A 22,165-nucleotide genomic window follows, 5' to 3' on the forward strand; every position below is an offset into this window, starting at 1 on the left:
CACCAACTCGTCCGGAGACAACTCACCGTCCGGTCGGTACCAGACCGCGACGGCGACGCACATCGTCACCACGGCTCGGCTGGCGTCCTCGGGATGGTCGGCTTCGAACACTCCCGAAGCGACGCCGTCGAGGACGATCCGGTCCACCTGCTTCTGCTGTTCGTCGCGCTGGGCGATGTAACCAGCCCGGCTGTCGGGCTCCATGCTGCGAATCTCGGAGGAGGCGACGAACGACTGCTCGCGCCGAAACATGTGGAACCGCAACAGAGATTCGATCACCGCGTCGAAGCGATCGGAGGGATCGTCCCCGGCATCGAGTTCGGCGGCGCGGCTTCGCTCCAACAACTCCGTCATCACCACGGTCGCCAGACCGATCAGCAGAGCCTGCTTGGACGGGTAGTGGTGGTAGAGCCCCGGCACCGACAGCCCGGACCGCGACGCGACGTCACGGATCGAAGTCCCGTGATAGCCCTGCTCGACGAACGCCTCCAGCGCCGCAGCGAGCGGTTTCGGTAGTCCCAGGTCTTCGTAATCGCGCCAGGACCCGCGTACCGGAAGCTCGTTCGTCATACCGATACCGTAGATCGCCGTTGCGCCGCCGCCGAACGCGTCGGTGCCATTGGATACAGTCGATGTTCACCGAAAGACAGGGACCAGTCATGATCCATGTTCGCCACACCGCGGTTGCTGCCGTGCCGGTTGATGTCGCCTTCGACTACATCGACAACTACCGCAATGTCCCGACGTGGATGTTCGGTGTTTCCGAGTTCACCCCGTTCGGAGAGTTCGATCAGGGACTCGGCGCCACGTTCGACGCGGCCATGCAGATCGGGCCGAGCACGTTGCGCTCCAAACTCGAGGTCACCGAGTGGGAGAAGAATCGGATCATCAAGCTGTCCTCGCTCGGCGGTGTATCCAACTCGTCCACGTGGGAGTTCGCCGCGATCGACGATTCCAAGACCGAGCTTTCCGTCGACTTCGCCTACAAACTGCCCGGCGGCATTGCCGGCAAAGCTCTCGGCCGCTTGATCGGGCCGTTCGTCGAAAACGCTGTCAGGAACAGCGAGGAGACGTTGCGCCACAGCCTCGAGCAGCAGTTCGCGGCCCGCGGCGAAGGCTGAAACTACCCGCGGTCGCCTTCGAGTCCCAGCGCGTTGGCCCACACCTGAGTAGCCGTCTTGACGACGTCCTCGAACGGGACGGGGTTGCCGTCGGCGCCAGGTTCCTCGGAGACGAATGAACTGTAGGCAAGACGGCTCACCATCGCCGACAGTGCTCGGGAAGCCAACAGCGGGTCCAACGAGGCGTCTGCCTTGCCAGCTGCTTGCAAGCGTTCGATGGCTCGGGCATTACGAGAAATGAAGGTCTCGGCTCGGTCCCGACGCAGTTTCGCGAAGGCCGGGTCGATGTGCGATACCTGCTCGAGCAGGCCCATGAGTTTGGCGTTGCGGCGAAAAGCCGTCAGGTAGGCACGGTTGCTCGATTCGAGGACCGCATACGGATTGTCGACGTCGCGGACCCGTCCCATGCCTGGGTGCAGCATGTCTTCCTGCGCGACGTCGAGAACTGCGGCGAAGATCTGCTCTTTGTTGTCGAAGTAGGTGTAGAACGTGCCGGTGGAGCAGTTCGCTTCCTTGGTGATGTCCGTGAGACGGGCGTCGAGATACCCTGCGCGCTCGAACACCGTTCGAGCCGCTGCGACCAGAGAAGCCCTGGTCCGGACGCCGCGGGCAGTCACCGGCAGGTCACGCAGAAGCTCCGTCGCAGCCATGGATGGTGGCGGACGGTCTTCCCAGTTCTCCTGAGGTTCGGCGCGAGAGGTCACCAGCTACTTATACGGCAAAGCCGGCGACATCTCGGCATCGGCGTCAGGTGATGGTGATTCCTCCGTCGACGGCGATGGTCTGACCGGTGACGTATCCGCCGGCCTCGGACGCGAGCCACACCATGGTGGCCGCGAGCTCTTCCGGATCGCCCATGCGGCCGAGGATCAGGCGCGGAGCCATCGCGTCCAAGTAACCGTCGTTGTATTGGTCTGTCATTTCCGACTTGAAGAAGCCGGGCGCGATCGCGTTGACGCGAATGCCCTTGCGCGTTCCCCACTGCTGTGCGAGGTCGCGGGTCAATCCGACGACGCCTGCCTTGCTCGCCGCATAGGCGGCCTGCGGGAGTCCGGCGGTCGTCAATCCGAGAATGCTCGAGATGTTGACGATGGAGCTGCCCGGGAGCATGACGCGGCCGCAGGCCTGCGCTGCCCAGTAGGACCCGTTGAGGTTGATGTCGATGACGGCGCGGAACTGGTCCGGGGTCTCGCGGGTCGCCGGAACGGCAGTTCCGACGCCGGCATTGTTGACCAGCACGTCCACGCGGCCGAACTTCTCCATCGCGGCGTCGACCATGTTCTGAGCCTGAGCCGGATCGACGATGTCGGTGGCCACGCACAATGCTTCGCGGCCTGCGTCACGCACGAGCTTGGCCGTGTCTTCGAGCTTGTCGACGCGGCGAGCAGCGAGGACGACGTCCGCGCCGGCCTCTGCTGCGGCTTTCGCAAACGCCACCCCGAGGCCCGACGACGCACCGGTCACGATGACCACTCGATCGGTCAGAGAGAACTTGTCGAGAACAGACATGCGCGGTGATGCTCCTGTGTCGTCGGGTTCGGGAAGTGGCGGTTGCAGTGACGTATCGACTGCAGTTGCGAAATTACAGGCCGAGATCGCGGCCGATGAGTTCCTTCATGATCTCGTTGGATCCGGCCCAGATCTTGGTGACGCGGGCGTCCATCCACGCGCGAGCGGCGCGGTACTCGGTCATGAAGCCGTAGCCACCGTGCAACTGAACGCAGTGATCGAGGACCTCGTTCTGCACCTGCGCGGTCCACCACTTAGCCTTGGCGGCGTCGATGGCGGTCAGCTCGCCGGCAGCGTGTGCCGCGACGCAGTTGTCGACGTAGGCCTGGGTGACCTCGATGCGGGTGACGAGATCCGCGAGAAGGAATTTGTTCCACTGCAGCGAGCCGATCGGCTGACCGAAAGCCTTGCGGTCCTTGGCATATTGCAGCGTCTCTTCGAGGATCGGAGCGGCGTGCGCGATGTTGGACACCGCAGCGCCGACGCGCTCCTGCGGCAGCATTTCCATCATGTGAATGAAGCCGCGGTCGATCTCACCGATGATGTTGGTGGACGGCACGCGAACGTTCTCGAAGAACAGTTCGGCGGTATCGGACTCGTGCTGGCCGACCTTGTCGAGCTTGCGTCCGCGCTCGAAGCCTTCCATGCCGGTTTCGACGGCAAAAAGCGTGATGCCCTTGGACTTCTTCTCGGGACTGGTCCGAGCCGCCACGATCACGAGGTCGGCGTTGTAGCCGTTGGTGATGAAGGTCTTGGAGCCGTTGATGATCCAGTCGTCGCCGTCCTTGACCGCAGTGGTCTTGAGCGAGGCGAGGTCGGATCCACCGGAAGGCTCGGTCATGCCGATGGCCGTCAGCATCTCACCGGTGCAGAACTTGGGCAGCCAACGCTGCTTCTGCTCTTCGGTGGTGAGCTGAACGAGGTAGGGAGCAACGACGTCGGCGTGAATGCCGAAGCTCGAGGCAACAGCTGCACTGGCGCGCGAGAGCTCTTCGGCCAGAACCGCGTTGAAGCGGTAGTCGCCGGCTTCGCTTCCGCCGTACGCCTCCGGAACCTCGAGTCCGAGGAAGCCGTTGCGTCCCGCTTCGAGCCAGATTTCACGATCGATGAAGCGCTGGTCGATCAGCTTCTCTGCGACCGGAAGGATGTTCCGGTTGACGAATTCGCGAGCAGATTCGCGAAATGCCTCGTGATCGGGTCCGTACAGAGTGCGACGCATGACGAGTTGCTTCCTTTCGGCGTGGCAAAGCCACACGTAACGATGTTCCTAAGCATTCGCTTAGAATCTAAGCACCTGCTTATAGTGAATCGAGAGCGGGATATTGTCAACATCGAAATCCGTCACACCTGGAGGAAACCGTGAGCGATTCACCTGACGTGGTGATCAGCCCCTCCAAAGCTGCGGCCCGTATCCGCGCGGCAGCCGTGGACGCTTTTGCCTCCGCGGGCTACGGCGGCACCACCACCCGTGACATCGCCGCGCGACTCGACATGAGTCCCGCCGCCATGTACCCGCACTACCGCTCGAAAGAAGAGCTGCTTTTCGCGATCAGCTTCGAAGGCCACACCGAAGCGTTGAAGGTGGTCGAGGGCGCCGACCGACCTGGTGAAGAACCGTCCGTTCGTTTGCAGGAACTGATCAGCACCTTCGCCAGTTGGCAGGCCGGGCACCACTCACTCGCTCGCGTCGTCCAGTACGAACTCACTGCCCTCACACCAGAGCACTACCGAACCGTCGTCGCTCTTCGCCGCAGCACGACGCGGGTGGTTCGGGAGGTTGTCGACGCCGGCGTCCGGTCGGGCGACTTCACGATCCCTGATGCCGAAGGCGTCACCCTCGCCCTGATGTCCCTGTGTGTCGACGTGTGCCGCTGGTTCCCGGCCGGCAATTACACGAATCCGGAAGACATTGGAAAATTGTACGGAGACCTGGCATTGAGGATGGTGGGCGCCGCCTGAATCAGGTGACACCGACCGCAGAAAGGACTCGGCCAGTGGCCAACCGCACCTATCTCTACTCGACCCCTGTTGCTCCGCATGAGAATCCGGCTGCCGCTCGCGCCCGAGGTCTCACCGGTATCTCCGAGTGGTCGTACGCGATACCGCTGGTCCCGAGGATCCTTGTGTCCGTGAATCCCTTCGCCCAACAGTCGATCATCTGGGACGACACCCCCGACCTGATCGCGGTCACCGCGCCCTGTGGTCCTGGTATCGCCCGGCTCGAAGACTTCCTCGGCCGAATCGATCACCCCGAACTCGGCACGATGGCCGGCGATGCGCTGCGTTTCCTGCGCAGCCACACCGAACCCGACCACTACTTCGTCCTCGAGTGCGGCGAGATCTTCGACATGGACGACGAACCGTTCGCCGAACAGGGCGCGGCCCTGATGACCGGTCTGGCGGACATCGACGCCGAGATGGAGGCGGCTCTGGCCACACTCGCACCCGCCAAGCCGCGCTTCTGGGAGCGGCTGTTCACGCCGACTCAGGAGAGCGTCGAGGAACCGCTACGCGAGCTCGGCCTCGGTTACTGGTCCGAGACCCTGTACTTCGATCTCGACGTCCCTCGCTAGGAGCCGATCAGTCGGAGATCTCACCCAACCGACGCTCCAGGTAGGCCCGCTCCGGTTCCGTACCAACCAGATTCAGCGCACGTCGGTATGCAGACATTGCCGCGTCGGTGCGCCCCAACCGCGCGAGCAGTTCGGCGCGTGCAAGGTGATACGGGTGGTAGTCGGTAAGTTTGGGCTCCGCTGCCAGTTCTTCCAAAGCTGCCAGCCCAACCTCCTCGCCGTCGCGCATCGCCAGCGCCACTGCCCTGTTGACTGCGACGACGGGCGAAGGCGTCAACGTGAGAAGCACTCCGTAGAGCGCGCAGATCTGCGGCCAGTCGGTGCTCTCCACATCTGCGGCCTCGTCGTGCAATGCGGCGATGGCGGCCTGCACCCCGTACGGCCCCGGCGCTCCCCCGGTCAACGCGACTACGACGAGGTCGCTGCCTTCCTCGATCATCGGCTGGTCCCAACACCCGCGATCCTGGTCTTCGAGGAGCACGATCCCGCCGGCGGCGTCGGTACGGGCATCCCGACGCGCGTGGACGAGAAGCATCAATGCAAGCAACCCGGCGATCTCGCGCTCATCGGGAAGCAATGCGCGCAAGATCCTCGCCAGCCTGATCGCCTCCACCGCCAGGTCGACGCGTTGCAGATCCGGACCCGAACTCGCTGCGTACCCCTCGGTGAACACCGAGTAGATCACCTGCAGAACACCGGGCAAACGTTCCGGGAGTTCTTCGGCGCTGGGAGTGCGGAAGGGAATCCGAGCCTGACGGATTTTCTTCTTCGCGCGCACGATCCGCTGCGCCATCGTCGCCGAAGGAACGAGGAAGGCCCGAGCGACTTCGGGCGTCGTCAACCCGCCGAGGCAACGCAAGGTGAGTGCGATTCGGTCGTCCTCGGCCAGCGCTGGGTGCGAGCAGGTGAAGAACAGCTGCAACCGCTCGTCGGGAAGTTCTCCGTCGACCGTGGGCGGCGCCGGGTCGGCACGATCGGCGTCCACCTGCATCACCGCCAATCGCGCCGCATAGGCCTGATCACGACGAAGCCTGTCGACGGCTTTACGACGCGCCGTGGTCAGCAGCCAGGCGCCGGGTTTAGCCGGCACTCCGTCCACGGGCCAGTGCACCAACGCGGCCTCGACGGCTTCGGAGGTGACTTCCTCGGCCAGATCCAGATCACCGAAGCGGCGGACGAGCGAGGCCAAGAGTCGTCCGCGTTCCTCCCGGAACACTGACTCGATGGAGTTCTCGGCCTGCTCGTCCACGGCGAATCAGTCCCCGAACCCGGCCAGTGGACGCACCTCGACGCTGCCGCCGTCGCGCGCGCCGGGGCACCGCGCGGCCCAGGCCAGCGCCGCATCCAGATCAGGAACGTCGATGACGTCGTAGCCGCCGAGGATCTCGCGGGTTTCTGCGAAGGGTCCGTCGGTGACGGTCTTTTCCCCGGACTGCGAGACTCGAACCGTCGTCGTGGTGGTCAGGTCGGCGAGAGCATCGCCGGACACCCAGATGCCGGCGTCCTTCATTTCCTTGTCGTATTGCTGCCAGTCCTCGAACGTGCACTGGGGTTCGGTGTCTCCGCCGGGTGCGGTGTAGATGAGCAACATGTACTTCATGACTGACTCCTTGGTCTGTTGTTTTTCTTCCGGCTCTCTTGCCTTACAACATGACGACGAACGGTTCTCCCCGGAATCGACAGGCGACTCGAAAAAACTTTTGGCGAGTTCGTCCGAGGCGCTGCCGTTAGGCTGAGTGTATGACCGAACGCGACCGGGACGCCGCTGGGAAACCCCTCAATTCGCGGCCCCGTGACGGACTCGGACGTCCACTGCCACGCGACGCAGCGGGCGGTGTCCCGCGCATTCCGGACGATGTACGCCTGCCACCAGACGAATCGATCACCGAGGCGCAGCGCCTCCTCGACCACGGCATGCCTTTCCACGCACACGAGATTCTCGAAGGAACGTGGAAAAGCGCGCCGCCCGAGGAACGTGACCTGTGGCAGGGACTGGCTCAGTTGGCCGTCGGGCTCACCCATCTGCTTCGGGGCAACAACACCGGCGCCGTCTCACTCCTCGGCCAGGGTCACGACCGCATCAGGCACTACGAGGTCGAGAGTCCGCACGGCCTCGATATCCCCGGTCTACTGACGTGGTCCGAGCACCTGCTCGCCGAAATCGATCGCCCCGGCGATTTCCCCGCCCCTCCGATTCCGAGGTTGAGAATCCCCTGATGCCCATCTTCCCCATGTTTCCGCTCGGCTCCGCTTTGCTACCGGGTGAGGTGTTGCCCCTGAACATCTTCGAACCTCGGTATCGCGCACTGGTCGAGAACGTTCTCGAAGCTGCCGACGGCCCACTGTTCGGAGTAGTGCTCATCGCTCGTGGCCACGAGGTCGGTGGCGGCGAATCACGTCACGACGTCGGCACTCTGGCTCGGATCGAGTCTCATGTCGCCATGGGTGCCGGGCGGTATCAGTTGTATTGCCGGACCGAAGACCGCATCCGGGTCAATCGATGGCTGCCGGACGATCCCTACCCACTTGCCGAGGTCGAATTGTGGCCTGACGAGAACAACGGAACACCAGTCACTGCTTACGAATACGACTCGCTCCTCGAGCGCATCGAGTTCATGTACGGAATGTTGGGAAAGCTCGCACTTCGGGCCGGCGAACAGACTCCGCGAATGCCCGTCCCACCGGATCCCTTGGATCCGCTGGGTTCTCGGCTGTATGCCCTCGCCAGGAGCATTCCGATGGGTGACGCCGATCGCCTGGCGATTTTGACCGCGCCAGGCGCCGACGAACGTATTCGCGCACTCTCGGAGGCAGTCGAGAACACCATCGAGGTCGCGCAGTTCAATCTCCTCTGAGCGCAACTACGCCATCGTCTGACCCATGTCGATGACGATCTTCGTCCCGGTGACCGCGCGGGAGAGGTCCGTCGCGAGGTAGACGACGGCGTTGGAGATGTCCTCGACGGTGGTGCGCGGGACGGACGTGAGCGGCCACTTGTACGAGTTCATGTATTCCGGATGAGTAGTGAGTACCTTACCGACGTTGGGATCGTTGCCCATCTCGGTCTCCACCGCGCCAGGGTGGATGCTGTTGACTCGAATGTCGAAGCTTCCCAATTCCGTTGCAGCAGTACGAGCCAAACCCACGAGGCCGTGCTTGGCCGCCGAGTAGTGCGCGCAGCCGGGCGCTTCGGCGACGCCGGCAGCACTGCTCACAATCACGATGGAACCACCGTTGCCGGCTTCGATCATTGCAGGAACCGCAGCTGTCATCGTGCGCCAGACACCATTGAGATTGATGTCCACCAGCGTCGACCACTGTTCTTCAGGCATCTCCCAGAAACGGTTCCACGTAGCGATGCCCGCATTGGCAATCACGACGTCGAGGCGACCGAACTTGTCGACGCCCGACGCCACCGCCGCCCGCAGCGCCTCGAGGTCACGGACGTCCGCTACAGCGGTGACGATCTCGCGCCCCTCCGCTCGCACGAGACGAGCCGTTTCTTCGAGGTCGGCTTCAGTCGCGGCCGCGTAACCCACGTCTTCGGACACCGACGCGCACACGTCGACAGCGATGACGTCTGCACCTTCCTGCGCGAGTCGAATCGCGTGATTGCGTCCCTGACCCCGCGCTGCACCGGTGATGAAAACGACCTTGCCTGCCAACAGTTGTGTCATGGCCGGGACGTTAGACGCTGATGTGGCCCGCTGCCTCCGAGTTCCCGCTCGACGGGAATCAACCGTCGACGATGACGACGTGAAGATTCCTCGGACCATGGACACCTTCGACGCGCTCGAGTTCGATGTCGGAGGTCGCCGACGGGCCGCTGATCATGGTGGTGGGGCGCTCCGGTGTCAGCTTCGCAATCGCCTCCGGCACTCCCACTTCCACACTGCTGCGATACACGACGCAGATGTGTGTGTCCGGTACCAGTGTCAACGCACGGCGTCCCTGCGATGGACCGGCGTCGAGGAAGATGGTGCCGGTTTCGGCGCACGATACCTTCGAGCCGGTGACAACGGCGTCGAGGTTCTCGAGTTCAGGAGCCGGTACGTCCGGGCTGTCGACCACCAGCGTTCCGTCGAATCCGGCTACCCATGATCGGTCGAGGCCGGCGGGGATCCCCAGAGTGTGTAGTCCGTGCTCTCTCAGTATTCCGGCGACGGCCTCAGCGATTTCTGTTGCAGCGCAATGGTGAACGTGCGCCTTGTAGTCCACCAGACGGTCGACGAACAAATCGATGAGTTCCTCGTCGGACATGGTTCTGCCAGTCCGGTAGTTTCGCGGTATCTCGCCTTCGCGGGCGGGCGCCAAGGTGATGGCATCACGAATGCGTCCGAGCACCACTTCACGTGAATTCATCTGTCCGCCTTCCCGCCACGACGAGCCTCGTCCAATGCCGCGCGGCCTTCGTCGGAGTCCCACCAGGATCGGAAGGTCTGCTTGGGCGGTGCGGGAATGTCTCTGGCAGCTGTCCAACCGTTCAATGGAGGTGGCAACGTAGAGATCTTCCCTTTCCTGCCGGCCACGACGCGTCCGAGCCCGGCAGCTTTCTGAGCCAACGTCCACCGGCCCTCGGTCGACATCGCCAGAGAGACGGCTTTCATCGCCAAAGACTCTGCCGTGACACCGGATTGCGCGACCTTCTGGTGCCGCAATTCGACGAGCAGCGAGGGTATGTCGATCTTGACCGGGCAGGCGTCGAAGCACGCACCGCACAGACTCGAGGCAAAGGGAAGCGTCGAGTTGGGATCGTCTTTGCCATGCATGCCCGCGAGCTGCGGAGTCAGCACCGCGCCGATCGGTCCCGGATAGGTCGATCCGTAGGCGTGACCGCCGGTGCGCTCGTAGACCGGGCACACGTTCAGACACGCCGAGCACCGTATGCAGCTCAGGGCTTCCCTCCCGATCTTGTCGGCAAGCGCGGCAGTCCGACCGTTGTCGAGGAGGACCAGGTGGAACTCCTGTGGACCGTCGTCGGGCGTGACGCCGGTCCACATGGAGGTGTACGGGTTCATCCGCTCCCCCGTCGAGGACCGCGGCAGCAGTTGCAGGAAGACCTCCAGATCCTGATACGTCGGCAGAATCTTCTCGATGCCCATAACGGTGATCAGTGTTTTCGGCAGCGTCAGGCACATTCGCCCGTTGCCCTCCGACTCCACGACGGTCAGAGTGCCCGTGTCCGCGATGCCGAAATTGGCGCCGGAGACGGCGACCGGCGTCGTCATGAACTTGTGGCGCAGAAACTTTCGTGCAGCAGCGGCAAGTTCGGCCGGGTTCTCCCCGAGGTTCGGATCGACATCTGGCATCTCTCGAAGAAATATCTCGCGAATCTCGGACCTGTTGCGATGGATCGCGGGAACCAGGATGTGCGACGGTTTGTCATGGCCGAGTTGGACGATCAATTCCGCGAGATCGGTCTCGTAGGCGGTGATTCCGTGGGCTTCGAGATGCTCGTTGAGACCGATCTCCTGCGTGGCCATCGACTTGACCTTGATGACCTCGTCGGAGCCGGTGGCTTTGACAAGTTCGGTCACAATGGCGTTGGCCTCGTTGGCATCCGCCGCCCAATGCACCTGCCCACCGCGCGCGATGACTGCAGCTTCGAACTGTTCGAGCAGTTCCGGCAACCGCGCCATGACGTCGGCCTTGATCGCCGAACCCGCATCACGCAGGTCTTCCCAATCGGGAAGCTCTCCAGTCACGTTGATGCGCTTGGCACGGATGGTGTGCGTCGCCTTGCCGATATTGCGTCGCAGTTGCGCGTTGGCCAGCTCGTGATGTGCTGCGACGGGGAATTTCTCAGTACCTCGCAGGAACCCTGCACCCTCGGGCGACCTCGGCGGGAAGCTGGGCAGACCCAGCGTCACAGCGCTCATGCGTGCACCCGGCTTTCCACCGACGCCAGAATCTCCGCGAGGTGAATGGTCTTGGCGCCCATCTGCAGTCGCGACATACCGCCGCCGATGTGCATGAGGCAGGACGAGTCTCCGGCGCTGCAGAATTCGGCGCCGGTGTCCGCAACGTGGCGAATCTTGTCCGCCAGCATGGCCGTCGAAGTCTCCGCATTCTTGATGGCGAAGGTGCCGCCGAATCCACAGCAGGAATCTGCTTCGGGGAGTTCGACCAGATCGATGTCGCGGACGTTGCGCAGCAACTGAAGTGGCTTGTCCCCCACCCTCAACATGCGCAGTGAGTGACAGGTCGGGTGATAGGTGACCCGGTGCGGGAAGTACGCGCCCACATCGGTGACCCCGAGAACGTCCACGAGGAATTCGGAAAGCTCGTACGTCTTTGCCTTCACGGTCTGCACCTGTCCACACAGCGACGCGGTGCCGTAGCGCTCGGCGACGATCTCGTGTTGATGACGGACCGAACCGACGCACGACCCCGATGGTGCGACAACCGCGTCGATCGACGCATCACCGAAGGTATCGGCGTAGTTCGCGACCAGCGGTAGTGCGCCCGGCTGATAGCCGGTATTGACGTGCATCTGCCCGCAGCAAGTCTGCCCGGACGGAAACACGACGTCGTGCCCGAGACGGGTGAGCAGGAGGGCGGTGGCCTTGACGGCGTCGGGAAACATCGTGTCCCCGATGCAGGTGGCGAACAGCGCTACTCGCATGTGGTTCCCCGCAATCTGTCGGTGTGGTCTGACCACAGTAATACATCCCCGTACAGGCCACCCCATAAACGGCGTCCACCCGGTTATGCTCTTGCCTCATGCCGACCGAGCCGAGCCCGCGAGCGTGGGAACAAGTACTGAGCCACCTCGAACGTCGGCTCGTTTCAGGCGAGGTGTCTCCTGGCCAGCGCCTGCCGGGAGAGAGAATTCTGGCAGCAGAGTTGGGCGTCGGACGGTCATCGGTCCGAGAAGCGTTGCGGGTCATGGAAGCACTCGGCCTCCTCAAGGCGCAGACTGGCTCCGGCCCGACGTCCGGCGCGATGATCGTAGCCAAACCGACCGGCGGTATGACCATGCTGATGCGGATGCAGGTTGCAGCACAAGGCTTTCCGGTCTCGGATGTGGTGAAGACACGACTCGTTCTCGAATCCGAGGTGATGCAATCCCTGGCATCGCGGACTCCGACGCCCGACCTCCGCGCGGCCGTCGAACTGCTCGACTCGATGGAGGACGCAGCTCTCTCGGCCGAGGAATTCTTGCTACTCGACGCACAGTTCCACGTGGCGCTCGCCGACGCGGCGGGCAATCAGGTGATCGCAGCCATGATGACCGGCCTGCGCGAGTCCATCGAGGCCTACGTTCTCGCGGGCGTCCAGATCGACAGCTGGCCGAGCACCTGCATGCGACTGCGTGACGAACACCGAGGATTGGTGGATGCGGTCAACGCGGGTGACGGCGAACTCGCACGTCAGCGCATAGTCGGACACATCCGCGGTTACTACTCGGAAAGCGCGCACTCCAGCCGGTGACAGGGGGTGGTAATTGCGCCTCCAGAAGTCGTGTACTGTTGGTTTCACACCGACGCGGGGTGGAGCAGCTCGGTAGCTCGCTGGGCTCATAACCCAGAGGTCGCAGGTTCAAATCCTGTCCCCGCTACAAAGAAGAGGCCCGTAGGTTGCGAAAGCGACCTACGGGCCTTTTGCTGTGCGCCTTTATTAACCGCCGGGGGTTAATAAAGGCGCACAGCAGTACCTCACACCACCACGTTGTGAAAATCGATCTCTGCGGCCAGCATGCCCGAGAACCACCGATCCAGGTCCTCGTCGCTCACGGACTTCGGCATGGCGTCCACCTCGCACGCCAGCACCGCCACCTGAGACACGAACGGCGGAGCGACATGCATGTCCACCCAGTCCTGCAACGCTGGTTCGCGATCTACCTTCACTGCCGCCGCCTCCCGGCACCACGACAGATACAGGGTTTCCGCGGCGTACATGCCCACCAGCGCCGCCGCCCTGCCCTCTTCGCGAGCGAGGGCCAAGGCGTGCGTGGACAGCACGGCCGACTCCTCGACCAGCGCCGCTGCGTCACCCTCGTACGGGAAGCGGGAACGCAACTGCGCGAAATACTCGCGCTGCTCGCCCACCAGGTTCGACATCGACGTCACGTGGTCGAGCGCGTCGTCGAGCGTCGGGGATTCGGCGACCACCAACCCCAACACCTTGACGGCCGTCAGTACAAATGCCTCTTCGATCACGAGGTACCGGCGGAATCCCTCATCACTCAACGTCCCGCCGATGGTGTCCTCGATGAATGGAACCGCCCGCGCGGCAGCGAGATTACTCTGCTGCCGCGCGAGCAGGTCTGAGGAGCGACTCATTCGCCGGCGACCCAACTGATCAAGCCGTCGAACAGGTCGGTGTATCCGGGCCACTGCTCACAGAACTCCGGCGGAGCCCAGTGCGGCGAGCAGTCCGAGGTGAAGACGATCGACCGTCCGGCGCCGTATTCACCGGCAGCGACAAGCGGATCGCCGTTGATGGTGGCGGGAACCACGGCACCGTCCTTTGCGACGACGCGGTTGTATCCCAGGAGCGCGGGCCAGGAATCGCCGGCATTACCGAGAGCCGGGTGAGCAGCATCGACGACGGTGGGAACGATCCCAGCCGGTGTCTCGACGCGATCGTCCTCGGCCAGCATCGTCACGGGCAGTACCTCGGCGATCGCGGTCTGGCGGAAAGCTGCTCGCGCCTGGAATCCGGAGAACGAGAGGTAACCACCGATCATCATCAGTGAGCCGCCGGCGTTCACCCAGTCACGAAGCGCGACAAGGCGATCCTCGCCGGCGCGGAACTGGTCGAACACGCCGGGAGCCAGCTGCAGCGAGTTCGCTCCGATGTCGGAGAGAACGACGACGTCGAACTGCGACAGTGCTTCTGCGGTACCGGGGAACTGCGTCGGCACCAGGTGTGCGGGCATGTGTGTCACGTCGTGGCCACGTGAGGTGAGCGCATCCCGAAGCGGGCCGACTCCCTCGACGTAGGAATGGACACTGAACTCGTCGACGCCCTTGACGTGCGTCGACGTCGTCATCCAGCTCTCGCCGGCGATCAGTACTCGTTTACCCATGACTGCTTCTGTTTCCTTTCGCGGCCTGCTCGAAGAGCGACCTCGGGTTGTCTCGCATCAATGCGGACACTTGCTGGGGATCTACGCCTGCGCGCACCAATCGGGCGGCGAAGGCGAGTGGTACGTAGGAGAATCCGTTTCCGCCGTGCTTTCTGAGCATTGATTTGAGGAAGAGGTCGTGACTGAGCAGGAGCTGTGATGCGTGACCGGAGGTGACCAATCCGGCTACCGCAGTGGCTGTTTCCGCCGGATGCGGAGAAAGACCCTCGCCGGGGAAATCGAAAGGCATCCCGATCATGTCGAACTCGAGAAAGACACCGCGGTCGGCGAGCGATCGTTGGTAGTCGGCGTCGTGTCCGGACGGGTCCATGTGGCACAGGACCACTGCTTGCGGATCGACGCCCATCTCGTCGACCACGATGTCGACGACGTGATGTCCCACGCGCTGCCAGCCCGGAAGGTGGACGAACAGGGGCACGTCCACCTCGCGCTGGGCGATGCATGCCGCCCGCAACGCTTTCGCCTCGTTCTGAGTGAAGAGCGGGGAGACTCCGATCTCCCCGATCACGCCAGGAGCCAATTCCTTTGCCGGATCGAACTCCTCGACGAGCGAACCTGCCAGATCGTCGACACCGAGTTCGTGGACCTCGACCGGATGGGTCGTCTCGAGGTACCACCCTGAACCCATGATCACTCGCACGTCTGACTTTCGCGAGAACTCCGCCAGCTTCTCCGGTGCCCGGCCCAGTCCCGGCGGTGTCAGATCGACGATCGTCCGACCACCGAGGCGGGCGAAGTCCGCAAGGTCTTCCACCACGGCCGATCCGTCGTCGACTCGACAATTGTCGAGACTGTAATACGGATTGTCGTGAAGAAGCCAGGCATCCTCGGCGCGTACCGGACCGGCCAACCGCTGTGCCACAACCGGATCCGGGGCCTCGGTGTACGCACCGGTGACGTCGTTGTGCAGATGTTCGTGTGGGAGAACCAGTCCGAGTTCCGAGCTGTCCACAGTTCCCGTGACGGTACGAACCTTGCTCATGAGCGTGCAGGCCCCGAGGGTGCGGACTGCAGGTGTCGCCACAGCGCGCTCAGGGTGTGTCCCCGCATGTTGATCCAGATGGCCAGTAGCAGAACGACACCGGTGATGATCGGTGTCAAGAACGGGCTCACGCCGAGCAGGGTCAGTCCGTTGGCGATGATTCCGGTCAGGACGGCGCCGATGACGGTACCGATCACGGTGCCGCGACCGCCGAAGAGATTGGTGCCACCGAGAACCACCGCGGTGATCACGGTGAGCTCGAATCCCGTTGCGGAGTTGGCCGAACCCGAGCCCAGTCGAGCCGCGATCAGCAGTCCCGCGATGCCGGCAGCCAGGCCGGTGAAGACGAGCGTCATCATGAGCACACGACGCGTGTCGACACCGGACCGTCGTACGGATTCGACGTTGGAACCGATACCGGTGACGTAGCGCCCGAAGCGCATGCGGTTGAGCGCAATTGCTCCGATGACCACGACGACGAGAGCAATCCAGGCGCTGGCGGAGAACCCGAGGAACTCAGCAGTTCCGAGCTTCGCGAAGTAAGTGTCGGCCGGAACCGGAACGGAGAATCCTTCGGTCCGATACAGCGCGATACCGCGAATGACGGACATCGTCGCCAGGGTCACGATGAACGGCGGAATACCCTGATAGGCAGCGAGCCATCCGTTGACCAGGCCCCAGGCCGCACCCATCACCGGGGCGGCGACGAAGACCAGGGACGAATCGACGCCGGCCTGGATAAGCTCGGCACTCATCGCCGCGACGAACGCGACGATCGCACCGACGGACAGGTCGATCTGACCTGCCGTGATCACGAAAGTCATCGCCACCGCGATGATCAGAACCGGAGCGATCTGGGTTGCCAGGTTCGACAGGTTCGTAAATGTCAGGAACGACGACGTGGTCGCCGAGAAGACGGCTGCGACGGCAACTGTCACCGCCAGCATCGCGAGTGTGGGCTTGTTGACGCTGTCCCACAAGGAGGGTTTCGCGGCGAGCTTGCGCTCGATCGGCGCCTGAGTCTTCTCGAGAGTGGTCATGCCGTGGCTCCCTGTGTTGCTGCCGATGTCCGTTGCGGCACCGGAGTTCGAGTGATAAGTCCGACGAGGGACTCGATGTTGAGGTCGCCGATCGGAACGTCGTCGACACTCTGCCCCTCGTACATGACCGTGATTCGGTCACACACGCGGAACAGGTCCTGCAGGCGGTGTGTCACGAGAATGACGCCCACGCCGGCCGCTGCGACGTCCGTGATCAGCTTGAGCACCGACTCGACCTCGGCGACGGCTAGCGCTGCGGTGGGCTCGTCGAGGATCAGTACGTCTGGGCGGAAGGAGACTGCGCGGGCGATCGCGACGGTTTGCCGCTGTCCGCCGGACAGTTGCCCGATCTCCTGGTAGGTCGACTTCACCTTGACATGCAGGTCGGCAAGAATGTGAGCCGCCTTCTCGTGCATGGCATGCCGGTCGAGGAAGGGGCCTTTTCGCGGTTCTCTGCCGAGGAACAGGTTGCTGGCGACGTCCAGCGTGTCGCACAGAGCCAGATCCTGGTAGACGATTCCGATCTTCTTCTGCTGCGCGTCGAGAGGCGTCGAAAAGCGCACTGGTTCACCGTTGACGCGCATTTCGCCGCCGTCGTGCTGAACCGCACCGGCGAGAATCTTCATCAGAGTGGACTTACCGGCGCCGTTGTCGCCGACCACTCCGAGTACTTCACCCTTCGCCAGCCGAAGGTCCACTCCTTGAAGGGACTTCACCGGTCCGTACGACTTGGTGATGCCCGAGAGTTCGATCAGTGGAGGTGCCATGATTACTTCTCCAAGTAGTACATGTAGTCGGCCACGTTCTCCGGGGTCACGATCTGGGTGGGAACCGGGATGTTTGCCGGAGCGCCGCGTCCGCAAGCCAGGTCGATTGCCGAATTCATTGCCTCATGGCCGAATTCGAAGGTGTTCTGCTGGACCACGCCTTTAAGCCAACCGGCTTTGAGTCCGCCTACCGCCTGATCCGAAAGATCCCAACCGACTGCTTCGATGCGATCCTGCGCCTTCTGACTGTTGACCGCCGCGACGAGACCGATCAGTGCCGGCTCACCGGTTGCGTAGACGTACTTCATGTCGCCACCGCCGGTCAGCAGGTTCTCCGCTGCGGTCTGTGCGTTCTCCTGAATGTTACGTCCGTCCACGACAGTGCCGACGGTCATTCCGCGGCCGGTCACGGTCTCCGTGAAGCCCTTCTGCCGCTCCAACTGAACAGTGCTGTTGAGCGCGCCGACGATACCGACCGTTCCGGTGTTGTTCGCGACGTCGGCCAAGGTGTTTCCGATCTTGGCACCGCCCTCGGCGTTGGCCGTACCGACCTGAGTCGACAGTGCCGGATCGTCGATGGTCGCGTCCACCGCGACGACGGGGATGCCCGCGTTCTTGGCCTTGACCACCGACGGCTTGATTCCGTCCGTGTCGATTGCATCGACGATGATCGCGTCGACTCCGGCGGCGATCAGATTGTCGAAGGCGTTGGCCTGCGCGACGGAATCGTCGTTGCCGCTGATGATCTGCAGGTCGACGCCTGCCTTGTCCGCGACGTTCTTCGCGGCATTGTTGATCTGGTTGAAGTACAGCGCCTGGAGGTTGATGGTCACCAGACCGACCTTGAGCTTGCCGTTCGTCCCGTCACAGCTTTCGGCGACCCGGGTCGGCTGCGGGATGGACGAGCCCCCCGATGCGTCCTTCGAGTCACTCGACGAAGCCGAGTCACAAGCGGTGAGCGTGAGCGCGACTGCAGCTCCCAGCGCCAGAGGCAATGCACGTTTCATCATCGAGTCTCCAAAAGGGTGTGAGGGGTCAATGTTGCTGTGAAGCTGTCCAATTCATCTCGGGTGGGGCATCCGCGGGGGCCTGCGGTGGCGCAAGCCAATGCAGCCGATGCCCCGGCGAGTCGTGCGGCGTCCACCGGTGAGCGCCCGGCGTCGACAAAAGCGATGTACGTACCGCCGAAGCAATCACCGGCCCCGACTGCATCGACGACGTCGACCACTACTGCCGGTTCGCTCGTCACCTCGCCGTCCGGTGTGGCCAGTGTCCAACCTCGCGAGCCGTCGGTCACCAGCAGGTGGGTGTGGTGCTCGGCGGCCAGAGTCTGCCACTGGTCGAAACCGATCCCGAACTCGCCTTCCCACAGGGCACGCCCTACGACGACGTGGTCGGCCAGAGCGAACGCGCGCAGTGCCGCGGCTTTGTTTTCACAACCGTCCAGATCGATTACCAGACTTACGCTTCCCGGTAATTCATCCGGGAGGAAGACCGCACGGTATCCGTCGAGGAACAGTCGTCCACCGCCGGCAGCGGCCAATCGGGTGACGACAACTCCGATGCGTTCGGCATCGTTCGGGTCGTCCTGGCTGATGATGGAGCGATCGCCGTCCTGCGCGATGAGAACAACTGCCGTCGACAGGAACGCATCTCGCGGCGACCAACTGGTGTCGACGCCGTCTGCCTCGAGGGATTCGAGAAACTCGGTGGACCGCGCGTCCGGGCCCACGGCACCGGCAAAGATCACTTGCGCGCCCATTCTGGCCGCGGATACCGCAGCATTTGCATTCATCCCACCGTCGATCTGACTGATGGCCGTTGCCTGAACGCGCTCACCGAGTACCGGTACGTGTGGGACATGTACCGTCACATCGTTGTTGGCGTATCCACAAAAGACAATCATGGTTACTTTCCTGCGGCCCGGGACAGTTCGCGGACCTTCTCGCCTGCGACCCGTCCCCACCAGCGTCCATTGTCCTTCACCGAGGATGCAACTATCGCGCCGTCGCATTCCTTCATCAGCGCTGCGACATTGGCAGCCGTGATGCCGGAGCCGATGATCACGGGAAGAACGGTGTTGTCTCGGATCACGGAAACCTCGTCGACCGAAGCGGCGTCACCGGTGCGCGAACCCGTCGCGATCAGAACATCTGCGTCGAAGAACTCGGCGTCTTCGGTCTGTTCCGCGACAGTGCGGTCCGCGACAATGGCATGCGCACCGTGTTTGACGTGCACGTCAGCGAAGATCCGGACCGGGTCGGCGCCGATGCGATGGCGGAAGCGCGTCGTCTTGGCCGCCTGACCCTCGATGAAGCCCTCATTGGCAATGTAGGCATTTGCCCACTGATTGACGCGCACAAAACTCGCGCCTGCCGCCCACGCTGCGGCCACTCCGCACTCGCCGGCGTTGGACAGGATGCTGACGCCGACGGCCTTGCCGAACTCGCCGACCACCGCTGCCGTGATGACTCCCATGCTGGCGGCGGTTTCGTATCCGTGTTCGCCGGGCTTGAGGAACGGTATGTCCCAGTGATTTTCGACGATCACACCGTCGAAACCGTTGTCGACATACGCGTGTGCTTCCTCGACGGCGAAGCGAGCAATTTCCGAAACCGGCTGCCCGGTGTAGTGCGGGCTGCCCGGCAGGGCCGGGAGGTGAATGGCCCCGATGAGAGATGGCGTGCCGGTGAACATCTCTGCCAGCGCCGAGGGCTTGGGCGGAAAGACTCCGAGCGGTGATGCGGTCACTTCAGCTACCCCATTCCATGCGCAAGATTTGCGCTGTATGTCCATGCACAAGATCTGCACACGATGTAATCGATTGCCTTGATGAATTAGCAGGTTATGCGATCAACACCGGGTTGTGTCAAGGATTTCACAATTCGAATTTGTAAACGATTGCCTCAATCGCGTTACATGCGGGACACTGGACCGTGCGGTTCGATAACCTCGGACCCGAATCGAGCAGAAAACGGGGGACGCATGCGCAAGGCGACCATTCGCGATGTCGCGGAACTGGCGGGGGTCTCGACTGCCACCGTGTCGCGGGCACTGTCCGGATCCCGCCCTGTCTCGGACGAGCTTGCAGCGACAATCAAACGAGCCGCGGACTCTCTCGGATACTCGGGAAACATCATCGCCAGCTCACTGCGTCGTAATCGGACGGACACTGTCGGAATGGTGGTTCCGAGTATCGCGAACCCCTTCTTCACTTCGCTGGTGGTCAACGTCGAACACGTCCTCGCTCGGCGCGGCCTACAACTGTTCCTGTGCGATTCTCGTTCCGATCCCGACGTGGAAGCGCAGCGGCTCAAGTCGCTCGTCTCCCGGCAAGTGGACGGAATCATCATCAGCCCGTGCCACGGCGAACTGAGTGCCGAAGCCGTCCGAGCCAGCGCGGCAACGCTTCCGGTCGTTCAACTGGACCGGTTTGCAATGGATACCCAGACGGACTGGGTCGGCGTCGACGACGACGCCGCTCAATCCCTGGTGATGGAGCATCTGTCGGAGCGTGGCGCGCAATCAGCCGCCTTCATCAGTTCCGAGCTGACCAATTCGTCAACAGAACTTCGCCGGGCCGGCTTCTTCCGCCACGCGGATCGAATGGGCATCGAAACTCGTGACGAGTGGACACAACTCGGCGAGTACTCGATCGAGTGGGGGCGCACGGCATCCAACATCATCCTGACCGGCAAAACTCGCCCCGACGCCCTGGTCTGCGCCGACGACTTGATCGCACTCGGCGTGTTGCAGACCTGTCACGCATTGGGCATCGACGTTCCCGGCGACGTTCTAGTCACCGGTTTCGACAACATCCCGTTCTCTGAATTGTGCAACCCGCCGTTGACCACCGTCGGCCAGCCGCAGGAAAGAATCGCGGAAGAAGCTGTGCGACTTCTGGATCAGGCGATGAACAACTCTTCCGAGTCGACAGCCCACATCGCGCTTGCTCCTGAACTGATTGTCCGTCAGTCCACCGTCGGCCAAGCGGCGGCAACCGCACCGTAAGCAGCGATCGCATCGTCCAGTTCGGAGACCTTGACGCTTTCGTTGGCCGCATGCATCAGCGAGGGAGTGCCAGGGCCCCAGATCACGACGGGAGCACCAGGGGCGGCGGCGGCCAGTACCGAAGCATCGGTGAAGTACGAAACCGGTTCGGTTGCAACAGGGATAGGCAGGGTGGCCAACCACGGGTCCGACGCGTCGGTACGCACACCTCCCAGATGAATCGACGTCTCCACCGAGTCGACTTCTGGTTGGGCTCGCCACCACGCGAGCAGGTCGGCGCCGTCTCCCACCGTGCGGTGATCGATCACCGCACGTGCACTGTCCGGCACGATGTTCGGAGCCGAACCCCCGCCGACCAAGCCGAGGTTCCAGGTTTCGGCACCCAGAAACGCGTCGGACGACAGCGGAAGCTCACGCCGGGCTCGGTCGACGACGTCAAGCAGTTTGAGGACGGCGTTAGTTCCTCGCTGCGGCGTACTCCCGTGCGCGGCTTTTCCTTTGACGGACACTTCGAGCCACAGTGCACCGCGGTGCCCCAGGTTGATGCGATTGCCGGTCGCCTCGGGAACGATGACAGCCCCGACCTCGAGATTCGCCACGGCGTCGGCCGAACGAACGGCCCCGAGCGATCCGATTTCCTCGTCGCTCGTCAGCAGTAGTGCGACCGGGACTCCACGTTCGAAAGCGTCGGCAACCGCGGCAGTAGCGGCAACAAGGCCGGCCTTCATATCCGATGTCCCTCTGCCGAGGAACAATTCGCCGTCGACCTGTGCGGCGTACGGGTCGAACTCCCAGTCGGAGACAGTGCCCACCGGCACCGTGTCCACGTGGCAGGCGAACAGTAGTCTGGCTGCCGAGGGTGCAGCTTCGTTGGTGATCAAGGCCCAGGGATGATTGCCGGTCAGGTCTGACTCCACCTTCGCCTGTGGCGCACGTGAGAGAACCAACGAGACAATCGAATCCATCGCCCGCCGTTGAGGAGCGGCCTCCCCCGAGACCGTGTCGAGAGCTACCAGTTCCGAGAGAAGTCCGAGGGAATCCATGTACCTATTCTTGCACTGCCACGGA

The 22,165-nt window shown here is 63.0% G+C and carries 26 protein-coding genes and 1 tRNA gene; 8 read left to right on the top strand and 19 right to left on the bottom strand.

Translation table 11 applies throughout. The annotated features are described in order from the left end of the window. Positions 1 to 570 (bottom strand): TetR/AcrR family transcriptional regulator (locus ACYP01_RS13460; RefSeq protein ID WP_459680517.1); only part of this gene is annotated, 570 nt, incomplete at its 3' end. Between the two features lie 89 nt (positions 571 to 659). Between ACYP01_RS13460 and ACYP01_RS13465 the strand changes: the two genes are divergently transcribed. Beyond that, the gene (locus tag ACYP01_RS13465; RefSeq protein WP_317825843.1) at positions 660 to 1,121 is read left to right on the top strand and encodes an SRPBCC family protein; all 462 of its coding nucleotides are present in this window, start codon (positions 660 to 662) and stop codon (positions 1,119 to 1,121) included. A gap of 2 nt (positions 1,122 to 1,123) precedes the next feature. Here the strand turns inward: ACYP01_RS13465 and ACYP01_RS13470 are convergent, their stop codons facing one another. The 3 genes from ACYP01_RS13470 to ACYP01_RS13480 all read right to left on the bottom strand — a co-directional run bounded on the left by ACYP01_RS13470 (position 1,124) and on the right by ACYP01_RS13480 (position 3,849). After that, complete coding sequence (locus tag ACYP01_RS13470; RefSeq protein ID WP_007730038.1) at positions 1,124 to 1,771, bottom strand: TetR/AcrR family transcriptional regulator; 648 nt, start codon at positions 1,769 to 1,771, stop codon at positions 1,124 to 1,126. A gap of 97 nt (positions 1,772 to 1,868) precedes the next feature. Beyond that, entirely contained in the window at positions 1,869 to 2,630 is a 762-nt protein-coding gene (locus ACYP01_RS13475; RefSeq protein WP_003939707.1) for an SDR family NAD(P)-dependent oxidoreductase, read from the bottom strand. A gap of 73 nt (positions 2,631 to 2,703) precedes the next feature. Beyond that, positions 2,704 to 3,849 carry an acyl-CoA dehydrogenase family protein gene (locus ACYP01_RS13480; protein WP_007730036.1) on the bottom strand — a complete coding sequence of 382 codons (1,146 nt, stop codon included), beginning with the start codon at positions 3,847 to 3,849 and terminating at the stop codon, positions 2,704 to 2,706. A 140-nt stretch (positions 3,850 to 3,989) separates the two neighbouring features. Between ACYP01_RS13480 and ACYP01_RS13485 the strand changes: the two genes are divergently transcribed. Both ACYP01_RS13485 and ACYP01_RS13490 read left to right on the top strand, forming a co-directional pair. Then, positions 3,990 to 4,589: a TetR/AcrR family transcriptional regulator gene (locus tag ACYP01_RS13485; protein ID WP_054826293.1), complete on the top strand. Its 600-nt coding sequence runs from the start codon at positions 3,990 to 3,992 to the stop codon at positions 4,587 to 4,589. Between the two features lie 35 nt (positions 4,590 to 4,624). After that, positions 4,625 to 5,203: a DUF7822 domain-containing protein gene (locus ACYP01_RS13490; RefSeq protein WP_387387530.1), complete on the top strand. Its 579-nt coding sequence runs from the start codon at positions 4,625 to 4,627 to the stop codon at positions 5,201 to 5,203. A 7-nt stretch (positions 5,204 to 5,210) separates the two neighbouring features. On the opposite strand, the gene ACYP01_RS13495 is transcribed toward ACYP01_RS13490, so the two are convergent. Both ACYP01_RS13495 and ACYP01_RS13500 read right to left on the bottom strand, forming a co-directional pair. Then, complete coding sequence (locus ACYP01_RS13495) at positions 5,211 to 6,452, bottom strand: RNA polymerase sigma factor (RefSeq protein WP_459680521.1); 1,242 nt, start codon at positions 6,450 to 6,452, stop codon at positions 5,211 to 5,213. 6 nt (positions 6,453 to 6,458) lie between these two features. Next, on the bottom strand, positions 6,459 to 6,803 hold the full coding sequence (locus ACYP01_RS13500; protein ID WP_007730031.1) for a YciI family protein: 345 nt from the start codon (positions 6,801 to 6,803) through the stop codon (positions 6,459 to 6,461). Positions 6,804 to 6,943: 140 nt separating this feature from the next. Here ACYP01_RS13500 and ACYP01_RS13505 point away from each other — a divergent pair, with 140 nt between their 5' ends. Both ACYP01_RS13505 and ACYP01_RS13510 read left to right on the top strand, forming a co-directional pair. Further along, positions 6,944 to 7,420, top strand: a complete 477-nt coding sequence (locus ACYP01_RS13505; RefSeq protein ID WP_003940372.1) for a DUF309 domain-containing protein — start codon at positions 6,944 to 6,946, stop codon at positions 7,418 to 7,420. Then, complete coding sequence (locus tag ACYP01_RS13510; RefSeq protein WP_064073901.1) at positions 7,420 to 8,058, top strand: LON peptidase substrate-binding domain-containing protein; 639 nt, start codon at positions 7,420 to 7,422, stop codon at positions 8,056 to 8,058. Before ACYP01_RS13505 ends, ACYP01_RS13510 begins: the two co-directional genes overlap by 1 nt. A gap of 6 nt (positions 8,059 to 8,064) precedes the next feature. Here ACYP01_RS13510 and ACYP01_RS13515 read toward each other — a convergent pair whose 3' ends face one another. The 4 genes from ACYP01_RS13515 to ACYP01_RS13530 are packed head-to-tail and all read right to left on the bottom strand — an operon-like array spanning position 8,065 to position 11,828. After that, complete coding sequence (locus ACYP01_RS13515) at positions 8,065 to 8,880, bottom strand: mycofactocin-coupled SDR family oxidoreductase (RefSeq protein ID WP_042446953.1); 816 nt, start codon at positions 8,878 to 8,880, stop codon at positions 8,065 to 8,067. 58 nt (positions 8,881 to 8,938) lie between these two features. Then, on the bottom strand, positions 8,939 to 9,565 hold the full coding sequence (locus ACYP01_RS13520) for a LutC/YkgG family protein (RefSeq protein WP_322942579.1): 627 nt from the start codon (positions 9,563 to 9,565) through the stop codon (positions 8,939 to 8,941). Beyond that, a complete protein-coding gene (locus ACYP01_RS13525; protein ID WP_459680525.1) occupies positions 9,562 to 11,082 on the bottom strand; it encodes a LutB/LldF family L-lactate oxidation iron-sulfur protein in 1,521 nt (506 codons plus the stop codon). The genes ACYP01_RS13520 and ACYP01_RS13525 overlap by 4 nt, the downstream gene beginning before the upstream one ends. Further along, positions 11,079 to 11,828 (bottom strand): (Fe-S)-binding protein, encoded by a 750-nt coding sequence (locus ACYP01_RS13530; protein ID WP_003940529.1) that lies wholly within the window; start codon positions 11,826 to 11,828, stop codon positions 11,079 to 11,081. The genes ACYP01_RS13525 and ACYP01_RS13530 overlap by 4 nt, the downstream gene beginning before the upstream one ends. Positions 11,829 to 11,926: 98 nt before the next feature. Between ACYP01_RS13530 and ACYP01_RS13535 the strand changes: the two genes are divergently transcribed. Continuing rightward, positions 11,927 to 12,637 carry a FadR/GntR family transcriptional regulator gene (locus ACYP01_RS13535; RefSeq protein WP_030536564.1) on the top strand — a complete coding sequence of 237 codons (711 nt, stop codon included), beginning with the start codon at positions 11,927 to 11,929 and terminating at the stop codon, positions 12,635 to 12,637. 53 nt (positions 12,638 to 12,690) lie between these two features. Continuing rightward, positions 12,691 to 12,764, top strand: a tRNA-Met gene (locus ACYP01_RS13540). Positions 12,765 to 12,861: 97 nt separating this feature from the next. Here the strand turns inward: ACYP01_RS13540 and ACYP01_RS13545 are convergent. Genes ACYP01_RS13545 through ACYP01_RS13580 form a run of 8 tightly spaced genes read right to left on the bottom strand, consistent with a single transcriptional unit; the run spans position 12,862 to position 19,837 of the window. After that, on the bottom strand, positions 12,862 to 13,488 hold the full coding sequence (locus ACYP01_RS13545) for a TenA family protein (protein WP_064073898.1): 627 nt from the start codon (positions 13,486 to 13,488) through the stop codon (positions 12,862 to 12,864). Then, positions 13,485 to 14,237 (bottom strand): glutamine amidotransferase, encoded by a 753-nt coding sequence (locus ACYP01_RS13550; RefSeq protein ID WP_054828143.1) that lies wholly within the window; start codon positions 14,235 to 14,237, stop codon positions 13,485 to 13,487. Before ACYP01_RS13550 ends, ACYP01_RS13545 begins: the two co-directional genes overlap by 4 nt. Continuing rightward, a complete protein-coding gene (locus ACYP01_RS13555) occupies positions 14,230 to 15,279 on the bottom strand; it encodes a phosphotriesterase family protein (protein ID WP_039973132.1) in 1,050 nt (349 codons plus the stop codon). Before ACYP01_RS13555 ends, ACYP01_RS13550 begins: the two co-directional genes overlap by 8 nt. After that, positions 15,276 to 16,319 (bottom strand): ABC transporter permease, encoded by a 1,044-nt coding sequence (locus tag ACYP01_RS13560; RefSeq protein ID WP_459680529.1) that lies wholly within the window; start codon positions 16,317 to 16,319, stop codon positions 15,276 to 15,278. Before ACYP01_RS13560 ends, ACYP01_RS13555 begins: the two co-directional genes overlap by 4 nt. Continuing rightward, the gene (locus ACYP01_RS13565) at positions 16,316 to 17,086 is read right to left on the bottom strand and encodes an ATP-binding cassette domain-containing protein (RefSeq protein WP_003939830.1); all 771 of its coding nucleotides are present in this window, start codon (positions 17,084 to 17,086) and stop codon (positions 16,316 to 16,318) included. The genes ACYP01_RS13560 and ACYP01_RS13565 overlap by 4 nt, the downstream gene beginning before the upstream one ends. A gap of 2 nt (positions 17,087 to 17,088) precedes the next feature. Further along, positions 17,089 to 18,096, bottom strand: a complete 1,008-nt coding sequence (locus tag ACYP01_RS13570) for a substrate-binding domain-containing protein (protein WP_019745494.1) — start codon at positions 18,094 to 18,096, stop codon at positions 17,089 to 17,091. Then, on the bottom strand, positions 18,093 to 18,992 hold the full coding sequence (locus ACYP01_RS13575) for a PfkB family carbohydrate kinase (protein ID WP_042924967.1): 900 nt from the start codon (positions 18,990 to 18,992) through the stop codon (positions 18,093 to 18,095). Before ACYP01_RS13575 ends, ACYP01_RS13570 begins: the two co-directional genes overlap by 4 nt. A gap of 2 nt (positions 18,993 to 18,994) precedes the next feature. Continuing rightward, positions 18,995 to 19,837 carry a BtpA/SgcQ family protein gene (locus ACYP01_RS13580; RefSeq protein ID WP_003940276.1) on the bottom strand — a complete coding sequence of 281 codons (843 nt, stop codon included), beginning with the start codon at positions 19,835 to 19,837 and terminating at the stop codon, positions 18,995 to 18,997. A gap of 234 nt (positions 19,838 to 20,071) precedes the next feature. On the opposite strand from ACYP01_RS13580, the gene ACYP01_RS13585 reads away from it, so the two are divergent. Next, positions 20,072 to 21,097, top strand: a complete 1,026-nt coding sequence (locus tag ACYP01_RS13585; protein WP_042446970.1) for a LacI family DNA-binding transcriptional regulator — start codon at positions 20,072 to 20,074, stop codon at positions 21,095 to 21,097. Here the strand turns inward: ACYP01_RS13585 and ACYP01_RS13590 are convergent. Then, positions 21,058 to 22,140: a M20/M25/M40 family metallo-hydrolase gene (locus ACYP01_RS13590; RefSeq protein WP_322001291.1), complete on the bottom strand. Its 1,083-nt coding sequence runs from the start codon at positions 22,138 to 22,140 to the stop codon at positions 21,058 to 21,060. The two genes, ACYP01_RS13585 and ACYP01_RS13590, sit on opposite strands and share 40 nt — an antisense overlap. Positions 22,141 to 22,165: the final 25 nt, after the last annotated feature.

The sequence above is a fragment of the Rhodococcus sp. no. 34 genome (assembly GCF_054589475.1).

What these genes read in the sequence shown, in the direction of transcription:
- ACYP01_RS13570 (WP_019745494.1), bottom strand. Translation starts at nt 18,096, where the DNA reads ATGATGAAACGTGCATTGCCTCTGGCGCTGGGAGCTGCAGTCGCGCTC.
- ACYP01_RS13515 (WP_042446953.1), bottom strand. Translation starts at nt 8,880, where the DNA reads ATGACACAACTGTTGGCAGGCAAGGTCGTTTTCATCACCGGTGCAGCG.
- ACYP01_RS13465 (WP_317825843.1), top strand. Translation starts at nt 660, where the DNA reads ATGATCCATGTTCGCCACACCGCGGTTGCTGCCGTGCCGGTTGATGTC.
- ACYP01_RS13475 (WP_003939707.1), bottom strand. Translation starts at nt 2,630, where the DNA reads ATGTCTGTTCTCGACAAGTTCTCTCTGACCGATCGAGTGGTCATCGTG.
- ACYP01_RS13565 (WP_003939830.1), bottom strand. Translation starts at nt 17,086, where the DNA reads ATGGCACCTCCACTGATCGAACTCTCGGGCATCACCAAGTCGTACGGA.
- ACYP01_RS13550 (WP_054828143.1), bottom strand. Translation starts at nt 14,237, where the DNA reads ATGGGTAAACGAGTACTGATCGCCGGCGAGAGCTGGATGACGACGTCG.
- ACYP01_RS13510 (WP_064073901.1), top strand. Translation starts at nt 7,420, where the DNA reads ATGCCCATCTTCCCCATGTTTCCGCTCGGCTCCGCTTTGCTACCGGGT.
- ACYP01_RS13480 (WP_007730036.1), bottom strand. Translation starts at nt 3,849, where the DNA reads ATGCGTCGCACTCTGTACGGACCCGATCACGAGGCATTTCGCGAATCT.
- ACYP01_RS13575 (WP_042924967.1), bottom strand. Translation starts at nt 18,992, where the DNA reads ATGATTGTCTTTTGTGGATACGCCAACAACGATGTGACGGTACATGTC.
- ACYP01_RS13560 (WP_459680529.1), bottom strand. Translation starts at nt 16,319, where the DNA reads ATGACCACTCTCGAGAAGACTCAGGCGCCGATCGAGCGCAAGCTCGCC.
- ACYP01_RS13590 (WP_322001291.1), bottom strand. Translation starts at nt 22,140, where the DNA reads ATGGATTCCCTCGGACTTCTCTCGGAACTGGTAGCTCTCGACACGGTC.
- ACYP01_RS13525 (WP_459680525.1), bottom strand. Translation starts at nt 11,082, where the DNA reads ATGAGCGCTGTGACGCTGGGTCTGCCCAGCTTCCCGCCGAGGTCGCCC.
- ACYP01_RS13470 (WP_007730038.1), bottom strand. Translation starts at nt 1,771, where the DNA reads ATGGCTGCGACGGAGCTTCTGCGTGACCTGCCGGTGACTGCCCGCGGC.
- ACYP01_RS13535 (WP_030536564.1), top strand. Translation starts at nt 11,927, where the DNA reads ATGCCGACCGAGCCGAGCCCGCGAGCGTGGGAACAAGTACTGAGCCAC.
- ACYP01_RS13505 (WP_003940372.1), top strand. Translation starts at nt 6,944, where the DNA reads ATGACCGAACGCGACCGGGACGCCGCTGGGAAACCCCTCAATTCGCGG.
- ACYP01_RS13585 (WP_042446970.1), top strand. Translation starts at nt 20,072, where the DNA reads ATGCGCAAGGCGACCATTCGCGATGTCGCGGAACTGGCGGGGGTCTCG.
- ACYP01_RS13545 (WP_064073898.1), bottom strand. Translation starts at nt 13,488, where the DNA reads ATGAGTCGCTCCTCAGACCTGCTCGCGCGGCAGCAGAGTAATCTCGCT.
- ACYP01_RS13520 (WP_322942579.1), bottom strand. Translation starts at nt 9,565, where the DNA reads ATGAATTCACGTGAAGTGGTGCTCGGACGCATTCGTGATGCCATCACC.
- ACYP01_RS13530 (WP_003940529.1), bottom strand. Translation starts at nt 11,828, where the DNA reads ATGCGAGTAGCGCTGTTCGCCACCTGCATCGGGGACACGATGTTTCCC.
- ACYP01_RS13500 (WP_007730031.1), bottom strand. Translation starts at nt 6,803, where the DNA reads ATGAAGTACATGTTGCTCATCTACACCGCACCCGGCGGAGACACCGAA.
- ACYP01_RS13555 (WP_039973132.1), bottom strand. Translation starts at nt 15,279, where the DNA reads ATGAGCAAGGTTCGTACCGTCACGGGAACTGTGGACAGCTCGGAACTC.